The organism is Streptomyces avermitilis MA-4680 = NBRC 14893, from assembly GCF_000009765.2.
Classification (GTDB): Bacteria; Actinomycetota; Actinomycetes; order Streptomycetales; family Streptomycetaceae; genus Streptomyces; species Streptomyces avermitilis.
This window is the reverse complement of record NC_003155.5, coordinates 768,627-783,645: the sequence shown is the minus strand read 5'-3', so window position 1 is coordinate 783,645 and position 15,019 is coordinate 768,627. Positions and strand designations below refer to the sequence as shown.

The following is a 15,019-nucleotide window of genomic DNA, read 5'->3' as shown; positions in this document are numbered from 1 at the left end:
GTGTCGCTGGTCCTTCGCCAGGCCGACCCATTCGTTGTCGTCGTAGTGAGCCGAAGCTCAGTAGTTGTCACCGGCAGAGCCGGATGAGCTGGCGAATGGCACCCGCCGAAGCAGCCTGGTTGTCACCAGTGAGGCACGCGGCTTGTGACAAAGACTCATTCGTCCGCCTTTCTGTCACCAGTACCGACGATCGGATGCCTTCCAGGGCGAGGATCGCCAAGTCAGCCGCCGATGTTCACGACTGTCCGGGCTGTCCGGGACAAAGGGGCGGGCACAGCCGTGACCTGCACCAATTGCCAAAGTCCTGTCCGGGACAACGAAGAACCCTTGTAGCCCTGACTGCCGCCTTGGAGGGTGCGGGTCCCGACCTCGACGAAGGGACACCAAGTGAGATTACGACGCTCGATCATGGGGCTGGTCGCCGCCGTGGCGCTGCGCCGCCCTCGCCGCCCTCGCCGCACGCGACGACAGGGTAGGAGGCGTATCCGGGACACCCGGTCGTGCCTTTGCCGACGTGCCAGAAGTGCTCCTGCGCCTTTGTCCGTTCGGCTGGCTCCGACTCGTACGCCGCGTCCACGGCCGTGAGGTCGAGCGCGGCGATGTGCACCTGCGAGTAGGGCCATTCGTACGAGTACGGCTTGTCGTCGGCGGCCACCGGAACCTGCTCGCGGACCAGCCCGGAACCGTCGTTCGTTCCGAAGGGTCTCCAGAGCGCGGAGTACGCGGCGACGGCGCGCGTCAACGCCCGGGCCGGGCCCAAGCGCTCCGCCGCGGCTGCCGATGTGGTCGGCAAGGTCGTCAACGCTTCTGACAGCGCGAGTAGTTCACCCCCGCGACAGTTTGGTACGGATTATTGACGGCTGGGCCCGGCCGGTGGGAACTTCGCGATGGTTACGTTTCCAAAGGCGCCACACCCGGCAACTGAACAACGTTGTCAGGCACTTGAGTTCGTCCGGCCCCACACGGCGAAACAGGAGACACCGACATGACCGTCCCGCCATCCTTCCTGAGACCCCTGAGCGCCGCCTTCGCGATGCTGCTTCTGCTGGTCCTCGCTCCGGCCCTGCTGGTGCTCCGCGCGGCACCGCCCGCGCAGGCCCTCGACAACGGTCTGGCCAGGACGCCCCCGATGGGCTGGAACGACTGGAACGCCTTCGGCTGCAACGTCACCGAGCAGTTGGTCAAGCAGACCGCCGACTACCTCGTCTCCTCCGGTCTGAAGGGCGCCGGGTACCAGTACGTCAACATCGACGACTGCTGGATGACCTCGGCCCGCAACTCCGTGGGCCAACTGGTGCCCGACCCGGTCAAGTTCCCCGACGGCATCAGCGGAACCGCCGCCTACGTCCACAGCAAGGGCCTCAAGCTCGGCATCTACGAGAGCGCCGGCACCGCCACCTGTCAGGGCTACCCCGGAAGCCTCGGCCACGAGCAGACGGACGCCGACAGCTTCGCCTCCTGGGGCGTGGACTACCTCAAGTACGACAACTGCAACCACCAGAACGTGCCCGACCAGCAGCGCTACACCGCCATGCGCGACGCCCTGGTCAACACCGGCCGCCCGATCGTCTACAGCCTGTGCAACTGGGGTCTGGCCAGTGTGTGGACCTGGGGAGCGGGGGTCGGGAACAGCTGGCGCACCACCGACGACATCAACGTCAACTTCTCGACGGTGGTGTCGATCTACAAGGCCAACGTCAAGCTCGCTCCGTACGCCAAGCCGGGCGCCTGGAACGACCCCGACATGCTCGAGGTCGGCAACGGCATGTCGTTCACCGAGGACCGTTCCCACTTCAGCCTCTGGTCGGAGATGGCCGCGCCCCTGATCGCCGGAACCGACCTGCGCAAGGCCTCCGCCGCCACCCTCTTCCTCTACGGCAACAAGGACGTCATCGCCGTGGACCAGGACTCCCTGGGCAAGCAGGGCACCGAGGTGTCCTCCTCCGGCGGCCTCCACGTGCTGACCAAACCGCTGGCGAACGGCGACGTGTCGGTGGTGCTCTTCAACGAGAACTCCTCCGCCGCCACCATCACCACCTCCGCCACCGCGGCCGGTCTCCCCGCGGCATCCTCCTACCGGCTCGACAACCTCTGGTCACACGTCGTCAGCAGCACCGGCGGAAGCATCTCGGCCAGTGTCCCCGGCCACGGCTCCGTGATGTACCGGGTCTCCGTCGGCAGTGGCACCAGCGCCGGGAGCACCCACCCGCTGGTCGGCGCCTCCTCCAACCGCTGCCTGGACGCGTACGACAACCAGACCGCCCCCGGCACCAAGATCGAGATCTGGGACTGCGGCGGCGCCAACCAGGCCGTGACCATCACCGCCGCCGGTGAACTCCGGCTCTACGGCGGCACCCAGTGCCTGGACGCCTACGACAACGGGACCACTTCCGGCACCAAGGTGCAGCTCTACACCTGCAACGGGGGAGCCAACCAGAAGTGGAGCCTCAACCCCAACGGCACCGTCACCGGCACCCAGTCAGGCCTCTGCCTCGACGTCACGGGCGGCGACCAGGCCTCCGGCAACGTCAACGGCACCGCGCTCGAACTCTGGACCTGCAACGGCGGCGCCAACCAGCAGTGGCGCCTGGGCTGACCGACCTCGACGGAGCTGACATGCACTCAAAGGCAAGAAGAACACGCATGCTCGGGGCCGGCCTGCTCGCGACCGTGATGTCCCTGGCTCTCCTGATCCCGGCATCCGGAAGCGCCGAAGCCGCGACCACAGCAGTCCAGGCGACCGTCTGCAACAAGTACTGCGACGGCCGTGACCCGTCGCTGTCCCCGCAGGACCGCCGGCCGGTGACCACCAGCATCTACTCCCGCACCATCGCCCTGCACTTCGACGACACCGACGCCATGGGCTGGGCCTCGATCACCAACGGCAGCCCCACCGACGAGGTCTGGCTCGACCGCTCCTTCGACGGCGGCCGCACCTGGACCTCCGGCAGCAGGCTCGGCGACACCACGATCCCCTCGGGCCAGACCGGCTGGCGCACCCTGATGTACAACGTCGACGATTGGAACAACCTCGGCGTCGGCGCCCTCCGCGCCTGCGGCAAGGCCGGTAATCGCACCGAGATCGCCTGCACGGCCTGGGCCCGTACGACCTGGAACGCCGGCAGCCGCCCGACCGCGGCGGCCACCGCGCTGATGCAGTCGTACAACCTCAGCTCCGGCCTGTTCGACAGCACCGGCTGGTGGAACTCGGCCAACGCGCTGACCGCCCTCATCAACAACATTCAGGTCACTGGCATGAGCAGCTACAAGTACGCCATCGCCAAGACCTACGACCTCAACCTGCACGCCCAGGGCGGCAACTTCACCAACGACTACATCGACGACACCGGGTGGTGGGGGCTGGCCTGGGTCGCCGCGTACGACCTGACCGGTGACAGCAGGTACCTGAACACCGCCCGCGCCGACGCGGACCACATGCATCGGTACTGGGACTCGACATGTGGCGGCGGCGTCTGGTGGAGCACCGCCAAGACCTACAAGAACGCCATCGCCAACTCCCTCTACCTGGAGCTGAACGCCGCGCTCCACAACCGCGTCCCCAGCGACACGACCTACCTCGCCCGTGCGAACGCGGAGTGGTCGTGGTTCCAGGGCACCGCCATGATCAACAGCTCCCATCTGGTCAACGACGGCATCAACGTCACGACCTGCACCAACAACGGCGACACAGCCTGGTCGTACAACCAAGGCGTCCTCCTCGGCGGCCTCGCGGAGCTCTATCGCGCCACCGGGAACTCCGCCCTGCTCACCAAGGGCCGCCAGATCGGCGACGCCTCGACCACCTCCACCGCACTGAACTCCGGCGGAATCCTGCGCGAACCATGCGAGACAGGCGGCTGTGGCGCCGACGGACCCTCCTTCAAGGGTGCCTACATCCGAGGCCTCAACGCCTTCAACGCCCAGCTCTCCGACCGCCCCTACACCTCCTACATCCACCGCCAGGCCGACTCCGCATACGCCAACGACCGCACGCCCCTCGACGCCTACGGCCTCCACTGGGCCGGCCCCCTCGACACGTCCGACGCCGCCCGCCAGCAGTCCGCCGTCGACTTGATGAACGCTGCCTCCTGACCCCGGACTCACCAAATCCGCAGGTCGGGTGTGTAGGGGGGAGGAGGGGAGTGGTAGGAGGGGAGGGGAGTGGCTGGAGGATCGCTGAGCAGGGAAATGGCTCGGACCAGGTGTTGCCGACGGTGTCCGCTAGTCCGATCGACCGGCAGGACGCCGGGGCCGCGCACGGTGACCATGGACACCGACCCTTCCTCGCTGGCGGGCGCGATCCTTGAGGGCGCACGCGGAGTGCCTCCTCACAGCCGTGGCGACTCGCCGTGATCCTCCGGCCGCCGCCGCGCGCGGCAGCCGGTACACGACGATCCGCGGCTGTCGGTGGCGCGGGACGGATCGACGACTGTCGGCGACGGACGTGGCCGCTCATCGGGGACAACCGCATCGGGCTGATCTCGCACGACATGACGAACTCAAGCTCAGTGGTCAACGGGGACCAACGTGAGATAGGCCAGCCCGAGTACTCCTCGGTAGCCTTTCAGCCAGCTCGCCCGGTGCCGGTCCACGCGCTCCCGCGTCTCAGCAGCCAGCGGGTGGTCGCTGTGGGCGGCCAGCCACTCCTCCACGTCGGACTGGTAGCCGGACTCGAACTCGTCCCATTCGTCGCTGCTCGCCGTCTCGATCCAGGCAGGGCGGAACCCGGAGGCGACAGCGAGGTCGACGAGTCCGGCCAGGTCGTGGAACTCTTCGGCGCGGGCGCCCGGCCACATCGCGTCGAGTTCGGCCGAGGTGGGGGTGCGCTGCCAGAAATTCTCACCGAGGAGGACGCGTCCCCCGGGCTGGACCAGCCGTCGCAGCGCGTGCAGTGCGGCGGTGGTGTGCTGAGGTGGCTGTGCGTCGCTGAGCGTGTGGCTGGCTCCCAAGCACAGGACGAGGTCAGCAGGCCCACGTGCCGTTCCGGCTGCAGATTCTTCGACGAACTTCACGCGGTCAGCCAGTGCACGGGCCTTGGCGTTCTCGCGTCCCCGGGCGATGTCCTGGCCATTGAGGTCGATACCGAGACCGGTCGCCCCCTCCACCGTCTCGAGGGTGCGGAGCATCAGCTCCCCCCAGCCACAACCGATGTCGAGGACAGTCGAGGGTGCCGCTCGGGCAAGTCTGCCGATGATCCGTGCGGCTCGGGCTTCGGAAAGGGGACCGTGAAAGGTGAGATGGGTAAGGCGCGGCGGAAGATCCTTGTCATCCATGGGGCGCAACGCTAGCCCCGGCATGCCCGCCACCGACATCGAGTTTCAACGAGGCCGCCAGGCGCCCACCTCCCAGCCATCGGGAGACAACGACGCGGAGAGGACGAACGGCTCTGGGAAATAACCTGTTCCGCTTCGCTCTCCCTCTTGGAAGAGGGAGAGGCGCATGAGCCGCCGGACAGAGGTAGGGCTGGGCACACGGCCCATGGGGCGAACCTACTCATCAGCGCTGCCCAGGCCGCTTGCTACTTGGGCCGAGTGTTGGCGGTCTTCTCCTTGCAGCTGCGGGCGACAGTGTCGGCGAAGACCCGGGCCAGTGGGGTGAGAGCGTCCCAACGGCGGACGGCCCAGCCGACCGGGAGCGGGGGCAGGTCGGGGATGGGGACGAGCCGTAGGGGGCCGTCACCGGGTACCTGCCAGCCGGGCAGGACAGGCACGACGGCGTGACCGAGGCCGAGCTCTGCCAGCAGGAGGGCGGTGTCCCAGTCGGCGACGCTGGTGTCGGAGCTGCTCCGGACCCCGAGCTCGGCGAACGCGGCGTCGAGGCGGGCACCTGAGGTGGAGTTGTGGGGGAGCCGGATGAGGCTGATGTCGGTGAGTTCGGCTGTGTTGACACAGGGCCGGCCCGCGAGCGGATCGTCGGCGCGGACAGCGAGTACCCAGGGCAGGGCGACGACGGGGCGTTGCTCGATACCGCGCACCGGGCCGGCGATCGTGACCCAGGCGAGGTCCAGGTTGCCGGCGGTGAGGGCGTCGAAGCAGTTGCGGCTGGAGGTCTCTGTCTGGAACTCCAGACTGACCTTCGGGTAGCGCTGACGGAAGGCGACGATGGCCTCGGACATGAAGTGCCGCACGGTTGTTCCGCCCGTGGTGACGCGCACGGAGCCGCTGTCCCCGTTGACAAGGTCCCCGAGACGACGCAGGGCCAGATCCAGACCGGCGATGCTGTCCGAGGCGGCATCGCACAAGACGCGCCCCGCGTGTGTGGGCAGGACGCCTCGTGGCTGGCGCTCCACGAGGCTCACGCCGGTCTCTCGCTCCAACCGCTTCACATGCTGGCTCACCGCTGACTGTGTGCAGTCCAGGTCCCGGGCGGCGGCGCTGAGGCTTCCCGCTTTGCACACGGCCACGAAGACGCGCAGGTCCTCCAAAGTCATAACCCCAAGCTACAGCTTGGGTATTGCTAGAAATCCATAGGATTGACTGGGGTTACGTGGTCCAGGACGATCAGTGCAGGGCCCAGGCGGCAACCCGTCCGTGCTTTCCCGGGGTCCGGACCACAGGCGAAGGCGCGGACGGGTGCCGACCCCGAGCGACGTAAGGACTCCGCCCCGTGCCTGCTTCCCCTGCCGCTTCCGCTCAGGCCATCGCGCTCCTGCGCGAACTCGGCGCCACAGAGATCGCCCATCCGGGCGGCACTCTCCTCGCGCACCTCCAGCGCGTCCAAGAGCAACTCGCCGTATGGGAGGCACGCACCGCCCTCCAGCTTGCGGGCCTGTGCCATGCGTTCTACGGCACCGACGGCTTCCCCGCCGCATTGCTGTCCCTGGACCGCCGCGACGAACTCGCAGCGGCGATCGGCGTCGAGGCCGAAGGCATCGTGTACCTCTACGCCTCGTGCGACCGGAAGGCCACCTATCCGACGCTCGCGGATGCCGACGCCTCCTTCCGCGACCGGTTCACCGGCCGTGCCCGTATTCCGGAGCCGCAGCTGCGCCGGGACTTCGCTGAGCTGTCTGCCGCCAACGAACTCGACCTCGCCCGCATCGATCCGGCCTTCCGTGAGAAGTGGGGATCCGAACTCCTCGCCCTGTGCACTCGATTCCGCCCCCTGCTGAGCCAACCAGCCTGGTCGGCCTGCCACGTGGTGCTTGCTCCGGATCCCCCTGCGCAGGACTGAGCAGATCGAACGAGAGCCGCCCCGCTCATGAGGATCGCGCCCCCGTCGGCGCCCTCGCGAAGATCTCGGGGTGAACGGCTCGTAGCTCCTGTAGGACGACTGGGGGTTCCAGCGGAACCACGGATACGGTGTCCGCCGGCCCGTCCCGTTGAAAACCCGCCGCTGAACGTCCTCTTATGCGCCGCCAGGGCCGCTTGGCAGGACCCGGTCGAGCTGGCTGCGTGAGGTGATGCCGAGCTTGGTGAAGACCTTGCGCAAGTGGTACTGGACGGTGCGTGCGCTGATGAACAGGCGGGTGCCGATCTCCGGGTTCGACAGGCCGTCGCGGGCCATCCGCGCGATCTGGCTTTCCTGAGCGGTCAGTTCCTCATGCCGGGCCGGGGCGGTGCGCTTGTGGGCGGTTCCGCCGGCGGCCCGCAGTTCGCGGCCGGCACGCTCGGCGAACGCGGTCATCCCCATCGTCTCCAGCATGCCGTGGGCCGTGCGCAGTTGTTTGCTCGATCCGGCTTCGGCTGGTCACATCTGCCGCGGTCCCGGGTGGCCCTTGTCCTTCTTGTCGCCGAAGTGGGTCTCGTCGATCGGGTGTGATTCCGGGGCCAGGATCCCCAGCCGGACGGTGAGCCGGTTGGTTTGGCCGGCAGACCGCTCGAGGCGTCCGTCACCGGAGAGGACCCAGGCCTTCACACCCGCGCCGGTCGACCCCGTCTTCCGCAGTTCGACGATGAATTCGAGCTCTGTTTCCTTGACCAGGAAGCGTAGGTCGTCGCTGCCTTGTGCGGCTGCCTTCAGCAACCCCTGGCGTACTGCCTCGATGGCGTCGCCGAGTTCGGTGGCACGTTCGTTCTCGTTCTCGGTCATGGGCCTCCCTCCCAGATCCTTTTCAGGCTTTGGGCAGCCGAGTGGGCGGCGCAAGAGAGCGCGAGGGGCGTAAGGGGTGTGGCGGGTGGTGCAGAGTCCCGCGATGTGTTCGGCCATGTCGGGCGCGTGAGGCGGTGGAGTCGGGGTGGGGTTCCGGAGGGCTGAGTGACGGCGGGGCGACAGCCATGGCGCTGTATCAGGAGAGCGGAGGACACAACGTCGAGGAGTGGGTCCTGATCTTCAAGGGTCTTCAAGGATCTTCAAGGGGCGAATCGACCGCGGAAATCGACGAAGAGTTCTTCGCCCTGAACTTCCGGTTCCGCAGCGACAACATTGCCTCAGCCGCAGAGCGCCCTCGCCCGTGGACGCAGGCCACCGGAGAGGTGATCCAAACCCGCGGCGACCTGGCAGTTGGCGCGTTTGCCCAAGGCTCCGCAGTACCGCGGAGCCACCCCGAACAACGGAGCCCTGCCAGACGGCTGGACAAAAACGTTCACCGATCCGCGGCTCTGTGTGGCGATCGATCGTGGACCGGCTCATCTTCGACGCCACCCTCATCGAGACCGGCACCGCGTCTTACCGCCTGGCCCGCACCAAGGCGAACAAGGACAACGTAACGAAGTAGCGGCCTTACCGCGACGGCGGAACGATGTCTGCCTGGGGGGACTCCGGGGCCCCCGACTGCGGCAGGAGGTTCCGGGCGAGCACATCCAACGCTTCCGAGACCTCCCTCAGCCGGTGCGGGGCATCAGATCCCAGTGCCCTGGCGAGAGCATCCTCGATGCCGACCGCGCGGACCTGCGCCACTCGCTCGGACACCTCGGCAGCCTGACGCACCAGCACACGGCGCCGGTCGGCGGGATCCGGCGCCGTCTGCACCGACCGGGCTTCCTTGAGCCGGGCGACGGCCGCGGACACCTGGCTCTGCGGCAGACCGGTGCGGGCGGCGATCTCGCCGACAGCGGTGTCGGGATGAGCGGCGATATCGCTAGCCACGATCAACACCAGCCGGGCGCTGCCGGCATAGCGGCCGGCGCCGCCCGGAGGCTCCGGCAGGGCTTCCTCGCCGATCTTCATCAGGACGCGTCCCAGCAGGAACAGCTCGACTCCGTTCACACCACCCAACATACATCGAACTAGATTCATCGAGATTGATGTATCTAGTTCGATGGATTAAGTTGGCCGAAGGGCGGCGGAAGGACCGCCGCCCACAAGGGAGACCGCCATGCCCAAGGCCACCGGCACGCTCGCCGTTCCCGGCGCCGTCCTGCACTACCAGATCCGCGGCACCGGCCCGCTGCTGCTCATCTCGCAGAGCGGAGAGGGCGACGCCGACCGCACCACCGACCTCGTCGCCCACCTCACCGATTCCTACACCGTGGTCAGCTACGACCGCCGCGGGCTGTCCCGCAGCCGGCTCGACGCCCCCGAGCGAGGCGCGACACTGGCCGAGCACGCCGACGACGTCCACCGCCTGCTGGCCTCTCTCACCGACACCCCCGCCCTCATGCTCGGCTGCAGCCTCGGAGCCGTCATCGGCATGCACGCGATCGTGCGGCACCCCGAACAGATCCGCACCCTCATCGCCCACGAGCCCGTCGCCCCACGCCTGCTGCCCGACGACGAACGCGCCCGCCATGAGCACGAACTCGTCGCCCTTCAGGACCTCTACCTCCGAGAGGGCCTGGCCGCCGCGCTCCCGGAGATCGCCAGGACCCTGGGCATCGACCCCGCCGCCACGGACACCGAACCCGATCTGACACCCCAGCCGATGAACGCCCTGCGCACCGCCAACTTCGACTACTTCATCCGCCACGACTTCACCGCGGTCATCCACGACACCCTCGACATCGCCGCACTGAAGGGCGTCAGCACACACATCGTGCCCGCCGCCGGGCGCACCACCCCGCGGACCGTCTTCGACTACCGGGCCGCGACAGCCCTGGCCACACTCCTCGACCGCGAACTGCAGGAGCTGCCCGGCGGACACAACGGAAACACCAGCCATCCCCGGACCTGGGCAACCCGCATCCGGGAGATCCTCAACGCCGCGGGATGACGCGGAGCGGCCCGGCGCAACAGCCTGCCGGAAGTCCGGGAGACACCTCACGTTGCTATGCCGTCAAGTCAGCTGCATGTGTGCCGTGTAGCGTGGCCCGCCTGTTCGAACGGGCGGGGTGGGACGTTGGTCGACGTGGTGCGTGTCATGGAGGCGCTGGCCGAGCAGGGCGTCACGGTGCTGTTCAAGGCGGACGCGGAACGCATGCGTGACGGAGTGAGACCGTGGACCTTCGTCGCGAACGGTCTCCCCTTCCACGAAGACCTGCTCGTGCGTACTGATGCCGCCTCGGTGGAAGCCTGCTTGAAGATCTGCCTGCCGCAGCTGCGTGCCCGCGGTCTGGTCATCCCTGAGTAAGGGCGACTCGCCGGCCGTGATCTGTGCGGCGGCTGATTCTGTGGCTTCGAGCAAGGCCGGAAAGGACTACGCCACCGGGTCGGGCTGGACGGGGCGGAACTCCAGCTCGCCGCGGGGTGCCCCAGCAGCCGCTGAAGCGGGGTCCGTGCCAGGGGTGATAGGGCTCGGCAGTACGACGCTGCTGGGCCAGGTCGTGCCGGACGGCCGTGGGAACGGGCGTGGTGCGGGCGATCAGCCGCAGGTTCCCCATGGCGTCGTGATCGCTGCCGCCGGTCAGCCCGTACTGGCCGGGACGATTCGTCAGCGCGCCGTGGAAACGACGACGCTTCCGGGGCGTCGTCGCTCCTGACATGCGTCTTCACGGGCCGGCCGAACCGGGAACCCGGTCGCTCCGAGGGATCCCGGGCCAAGCAGGCCGGTCGCCCTGTCGACGCACACCCGTCGGCAGGGCGGGCCGTCCGTCCGCCGACGTGGCGTACGGGACGGTCGTTCCTCGCGTGACGCGCGCCACACAGCTCCTCCGGAACCCGGCCCGTGGCTGGTCCGACTACTGAACTGGTACGGCGCGATCCGACCGACGCCGTCCGACGTGACCTGGAGACGCGGTTGATGGAAGAGTCCCGGCAATCCTCCTTGACCGGCGCGGGTACGGCCCTGCGGAGGGCGGCGCCCCCGCCCGCGCTCTGCGGCTTCCTTCTGCTGCTGGCCCTGATCTTCACGGTGTCCTACGCGGTGGGTGCCGGCGCCGGTCCTGTCGCACCCGGTATGCACGGCGGCGGCACGAACCGCGACGGCGGCGGCGGAGGTATGGACGACATGGGCAACATGCAGGGGGGACACGGCTGATGGGCGCCGAACCGATGACCGCCCTGGTGACGACCGATCTGAGCGTCGGCGGCATGACCTGCGCCGCGTGCGTGACCCGTGTCGAGAAGAAGCTCGGCAAGCTCGACGGAGTGACGGCGACCGTGAACCTGGCCACCGGGCGGGCTCGCGTGAGCCATCCGACGGAGGTCAGCGTCGGGCAACTCGTGGCGACGGTCGAGAAGGCCGGCTATACGGCCGCGCTCCCCGAGCCGCCCAAGAAGCAGCCGCGTGAGGGCGGGCGGGAGACCGAGGAGGCGCGGCAGGAGCGCGACCGGCTGCTGGGCACCGCGTTGCTCGCGGTGCCCGTGCTCGTGCTGTCGATGGTGCCCGTGCTGCAGTTCCGCAACTGGCAGTGGCTGTGTTTCATGCTGGCCGCGCCGGTCGCGGTATGGGGTGCCTGGCCCTTCCACGCGCGGGCGGTACGGGGGCTGCGGCACTCGGCGGCGACCATGGACACGCTGGTGTCGCTGGGCGTGGTGGCGTCCTTCGCGTGGTCGGCGTACGCGCTCTTCCTCGGGGGTGCCGGTGATCCCGGGATGCGGATGCCGTTCAGCCTCGTTCCCTCCGCATCGGACGGCGTCGCGCACATCTACCTCGAAGCGGCCGTCGGCGTACCGCTGTTCGTACTGGCGGGGCGGTTCCTGGAGGCGCGGGCCCGGCGGGGCACCGGGGCGGCGCTACGATCGCTGGCCGAACTCGCCGCCAAGGAGGTGTCGGTACGGGACGGTGATTCCGAACGGCTCGTTCCCATTGCGGAGTTGGAGGGCGGTCAGGTCTTCGTCGTGCGGCCTGGCGAACGGGTCGCCACCGACGGACAGGTGGTGGAGGGCAGTTCGGCCGTGGATCTGGCCCTGGTCACCGGGGAGAGCGAGCCGGTCGAGGTCGGGCCGGGCTCGGCCGTGGTCGGCGGGGCCGTCAACGCCGGCGGGCTGCTGCTCGTACGGGCCACGGCCGTCGGTGCCGACACGCAGCTCGCCCGGATCACCCGTCTGGTCACCGAGGCGCAGGCCGGCAAGGCGCGTGCCCAGCGGCTGGCCGACTCGGTGGCCGGTGTCTTCGTGCCGGTCGTGCTGGCACTGGCCGTCACCGCGCTCGGATTCTGGCTGGGCGCCGGGGCCGATCCACAGGCGGCGATCACCGCGTGTGTGGCGGTCCTGGTGGTGGCCTGCCCGTGCGCGCTGGGCCTTGCGACGCCGACCGCGCTGATGGCCGCGACCGGCCGGGGTGCCCAGCTCGGTGTCCTCGTCACCGGCCCGCAGGCGCTGGAGGGGCTTCAGCACATCGACGCCGTCGTGCTCGACAAGACGGGCACGCTCACCACCGGGCACATGAGCGTCGCCCGGGTCACCGTCGTACCGGACGGGCTCGGCCGCGACGCGGTACTGCGGCTGGCGGGCGGTGTCGAACAAGGCTCGGAACACCCCCTCGGCCGGGCCGTCTCCGCCTACGCCCGGCGGGAGCTGCGCGAGCAGCGGCTGCCGGACGTGGGCGAGTTCAGTGCAATGCCGGGGCGGGGAGTGCGCGGCCGGGTCGAGGGGCGGCTGGTGGAAGTCCTCGCCCCGGACGACGAGTTGCCCGCAGCCCTCGCGGATGCCCTGCCGGTGGCGGAGGCCGCCGCGCACACGCCCGTACTGGTCCGTGTGGACGGGGTGGCCGAGGCGCTGATCGAGGTCGGGGATGTCGTACGCCCCGGAAGCTACCGGGCCGTCGACCGGCTGCGGCGGCTCGGCGTGCGGCCCGTGCTCGCCACCGGTGACCGCGAGGCGCCCGCCCGGGCCGTTGCCGCGACCCTGGGCATCGACGAGGTGCACGCTCGCTGCACGCCCGAGGGCAAGGCCGAACTCGTACGGGAGTTGCAGGAGCAGGGCTACCGAGTCGCGGTGATCGGCGACGGCGTGAACGACGCCGCCGCGCTGGCCGGCGCCGACCTCGGGATCGCCATGGGCACCGGCACCGACGTGGCCATCGGGGCCGCCGACGTGACCCTCGTACGCGGCGACATCGAGGCCCTCGCGGACGCCGTCCGGCTGGCCCGGCGCACCCTGGGCACCATCCGTGCCAACCTCGTCTGGGCCTTCGGCTACAACGTCGTGACCGTGCCGCTCGCCCTGGTCGGCCTGCTCAACCCCATGCTCGCGGCGGCGGCCATGTCCGCCAGCTCGGTGCTGGTGGTCGGCAACAGCCTGCGGTTGCGCGGCTGGCAGCCCTCGCCCGCCCGGAGGCGTACCCGATGACCGGACAACAGGTCTGGCGGCCCACCCGGCGCAGGCTCACCGACACCCTGATCGCCACGCTCTCGCCCGTCGCCGTGTGCGGCCTGGCCCTCGGCGGTCTGAGCACGTGGACCGCGTATGGCAACGCGGGCAGCCCGGCCCGTATCGCGGTCACCGGGGGCCGGGTGTACCTGCCCTACGGCAACGCCCAGGACACGGCGGCCTTCTTCCGGATCACCAACAGCGGCGGCTCGGCGGACCGGCTGCTGAAGGTGACGTCCCGCGCGGTCGACGGCGCCGGCACCTTCAGTCGCCATCGCATGACCGGCGCTCGGTCGGCCTCCGCGCAGACGGTGGCGTCGGTCGCCGTCCCGGCCGGTGGCAGCCTCGCCATGTCCCCGCACGGCCTTGATGTGACGGTGCCGGCGAATGCGGGCTGGCAGGCCGGCGATCTCGTCTCGTTCACGTTGCGTTTCGCACGCAGCGGTGCTGTGAAGACCCTGGCTGTGGTGGTCCGTCCGGGCCAGGACGGCACGTGATCCCTCACTCGTAGAGGTCGACCTGACGGCCCGTCGAGTACCGGTGAGGCGCTGTGTCCTGTATCACTCTCTTCGGGATGAGTGGCAGTCCCGGGTGCTGTGCGTACCCACCCGTGACGAGCGGAGCCCGGATGCGAAGATGAGGCCGTCATGACTGCTGGGTGGTGTGCGCGCGCGATACGGGCCGCGGTGTTCGCGGCAGTCTGCGTGCTGCTCGCCGCCCTCGGTCACGTACTGATGTCGGGCTCCACCGTGCCCTGGTGGACGATGACCGCCGGGTTCGCCGCCACGACCGGCGTCGGCTGGTGTCTGGCGGGCCGTGAGCGCGGACTCGCGCTGGTGGTGCCCGCCGCGGTCGTCGCGCAGGGAGCGCTCCACTCGGCCTTCTCGCTGGCCCAGTCGGCGGCATCGGACACCGGCGCGGGCGGTGTGGCGCACGGCATGCGTGGTATGTCCATGAGCGCCACGTCCATGGACGCCATGGACATGAGGTCCGCGCCCATGGGCTGTTCGGAGCAGCCAGGGCAACTTGGCCATCTGGTACACGACATGGGCGGCGGGTCGTCGTTCGGCATGCTCGCCGCCCATGCCCTGGCCGCTGTGCTGAGTGGGCTGTGGCTGGCCTACGGCGAGAGGGCCGCTTTCCGCGTGTTGCGGGCCGTCGCGGGATGGCTGGCCGCTCCGCTGCGGCTGTCGCTCGCTCTGCCCGCCCCGCCGTGTCGGCCGCGTCTGGTGCCGACGCGCGAACGTTCGGAGCGGGTGCCGCGGCTGTCGCTCGCGCACACGATCATTTCTCGAGGGCCTCCGGCCGGGATGGCTGTCGCCTGAGACAGCTGGTTTCCCGAGGCCACCCGCTGGGCGCCGCGTAGTCGGTGCCAGGGCTTCGGGCACGGGTCGTTCACGTCGTACGGCCCCATCCCACCTCCCGTCCCGGGACGTTTCCGCAGCGGTGC

Annotated in this window: 15 protein-coding genes and 1 pseudogene; 10 read left to right on the top strand and 6 right to left on the bottom strand. The window is 69.3% G+C overall.

Translation table 11 applies throughout. The features are described 5' to 3' along the window. Nucleotides 1-406: 406 nt before the first annotated feature. Nucleotides 407-793 (bottom strand): hypothetical protein, encoded by a 387-nt coding sequence (locus tag SAVERM_RS03635; protein WP_137951505.1) that lies wholly within the window; start codon nt 791-793, stop codon nt 407-409. 192 nt (nt 794-985) lie between these two features. On the opposite strand from SAVERM_RS03635, the gene SAVERM_RS03630 reads away from it, so the two are divergent. Next, nucleotides 986-2,596: a glycoside hydrolase family 27 protein gene (locus tag SAVERM_RS03630; RefSeq protein ID WP_010982066.1), complete on the top strand. Its 1,611-nt coding sequence runs from the start codon at nt 986-988 to the stop codon at nt 2,594-2,596. 20 nt (nt 2,597-2,616) lie between these two features. Next, on the top strand, nt 2,617-4,092 hold the full coding sequence (locus SAVERM_RS03625) for a glycoside hydrolase family 76 protein (RefSeq protein WP_010982065.1): 1,476 nt from the start codon (nt 2,617-2,619) through the stop codon (nt 4,090-4,092). A gap of 413 nt (nt 4,093-4,505) precedes the next feature. On the opposite strand, the gene SAVERM_RS03620 is transcribed toward SAVERM_RS03625, so the two are convergent. Together SAVERM_RS03620 and SAVERM_RS03615 are read right to left on the bottom strand one after the other, a co-directional pair. Next, on the bottom strand, nt 4,506-5,312 hold the full coding sequence (locus SAVERM_RS03620; RefSeq protein WP_010982064.1) for an SAM-dependent methyltransferase: 807 nt from the start codon (nt 5,310-5,312) through the stop codon (nt 4,506-4,508). Nucleotides 5,313-5,518: 206 nt separating this feature from the next. After that, nucleotides 5,519-6,430: a LysR family transcriptional regulator gene (locus tag SAVERM_RS03615; RefSeq protein ID WP_010982063.1), complete on the bottom strand. Its 912-nt coding sequence runs from the start codon at nt 6,428-6,430 to the stop codon at nt 5,519-5,521. 176 nt (nt 6,431-6,606) lie between these two features. On the opposite strand from SAVERM_RS03615, the gene SAVERM_RS03610 reads away from it, so the two are divergent. Beyond that, nucleotides 6,607-7,173: a DUF6817 domain-containing protein gene (locus tag SAVERM_RS03610; RefSeq protein WP_010982062.1), complete on the top strand. Its 567-nt coding sequence runs from the start codon at nt 6,607-6,609 to the stop codon at nt 7,171-7,173. A gap of 174 nt (nt 7,174-7,347) precedes the next feature. Here the strand turns inward: SAVERM_RS03610 and SAVERM_RS03605 are convergent, their stop codons facing one another. Both SAVERM_RS03605 and SAVERM_RS03600 read right to left on the bottom strand, forming a co-directional pair. Next, nucleotides 7,348-7,644: a helix-turn-helix domain-containing protein gene (locus SAVERM_RS03605; protein ID WP_010982061.1), complete on the bottom strand. Its 297-nt coding sequence runs from the start codon at nt 7,642-7,644 to the stop codon at nt 7,348-7,350. Nucleotides 7,645-7,689: 45 nt separating this feature from the next. Next, nucleotides 7,690-8,031: a trypco2 family protein gene (locus SAVERM_RS03600; protein WP_048894525.1), complete on the bottom strand. Its 342-nt coding sequence runs from the start codon at nt 8,029-8,031 to the stop codon at nt 7,690-7,692. A gap of 477 nt (nt 8,032-8,508) precedes the next feature. On the opposite strand from SAVERM_RS03600, the pseudogene SAVERM_RS43015 reads away from it, so the two are divergent. Beyond that, nucleotides 8,509-8,656, top strand: a pseudogene (locus tag SAVERM_RS43015) (IS21-like element helper ATPase IstB); the annotation flags it as partial. A gap of 5 nt (nt 8,657-8,661) precedes the next feature. Here SAVERM_RS43015 and SAVERM_RS03595 read toward each other — a convergent pair. Beyond that, nucleotides 8,662-9,147 carry a MarR family transcriptional regulator gene (locus tag SAVERM_RS03595; RefSeq protein ID WP_107083219.1) on the bottom strand — a complete coding sequence of 162 codons (486 nt, stop codon included), beginning with the start codon at nt 9,145-9,147 and terminating at the stop codon, nt 8,662-8,664. A 109-nt stretch (nt 9,148-9,256) separates the two neighbouring features. Here SAVERM_RS03595 and SAVERM_RS03590 point away from each other — a divergent pair, with 109 nt between their 5' ends. The 6 genes from SAVERM_RS03590 to SAVERM_RS03565 all read left to right on the top strand — a co-directional run bounded on the left by SAVERM_RS03590 (nt 9,257) and on the right by SAVERM_RS03565 (nt 14,894). Then, the gene (locus tag SAVERM_RS03590) at nt 9,257-10,090 is read left to right on the top strand and encodes an alpha/beta fold hydrolase (protein ID WP_010982058.1); all 834 of its coding nucleotides are present in this window, start codon (nt 9,257-9,259) and stop codon (nt 10,088-10,090) included. A 135-nt stretch (nt 10,091-10,225) separates the two neighbouring features. Next, on the top strand, nt 10,226-10,447 hold the full coding sequence (locus tag SAVERM_RS03585) for a hypothetical protein (protein ID WP_242432295.1): 222 nt from the start codon (nt 10,226-10,228) through the stop codon (nt 10,445-10,447). A 609-nt stretch (nt 10,448-11,056) separates the two neighbouring features. Next, on the top strand, nt 11,057-11,293 hold the full coding sequence (locus SAVERM_RS03580) for a hypothetical protein (protein WP_037651170.1): 237 nt from the start codon (nt 11,057-11,059) through the stop codon (nt 11,291-11,293). Beyond that, complete coding sequence (locus SAVERM_RS03575) at nt 11,293-13,548, top strand: heavy metal translocating P-type ATPase (protein ID WP_010982055.1); 2,256 nt, start codon at nt 11,293-11,295, stop codon at nt 13,546-13,548. Before SAVERM_RS03580 ends, SAVERM_RS03575 begins: the two co-directional genes overlap by 1 nt. Beyond that, complete coding sequence (locus tag SAVERM_RS03570) at nt 13,545-14,066, top strand: copper chaperone PCu(A)C (protein WP_010982054.1); 522 nt, start codon at nt 13,545-13,547, stop codon at nt 14,064-14,066. The genes SAVERM_RS03575 and SAVERM_RS03570 overlap by 4 nt, the downstream gene beginning before the upstream one ends. 150 nt (nt 14,067-14,216) lie before the next feature. After that, a complete protein-coding gene (locus SAVERM_RS03565; RefSeq protein WP_010982053.1) occupies nt 14,217-14,894 on the top strand; it encodes a hypothetical protein in 678 nt (225 codons plus the stop codon). The last annotated feature ends 125 nt before the right edge of the window (nt 14,895-15,019 follow it).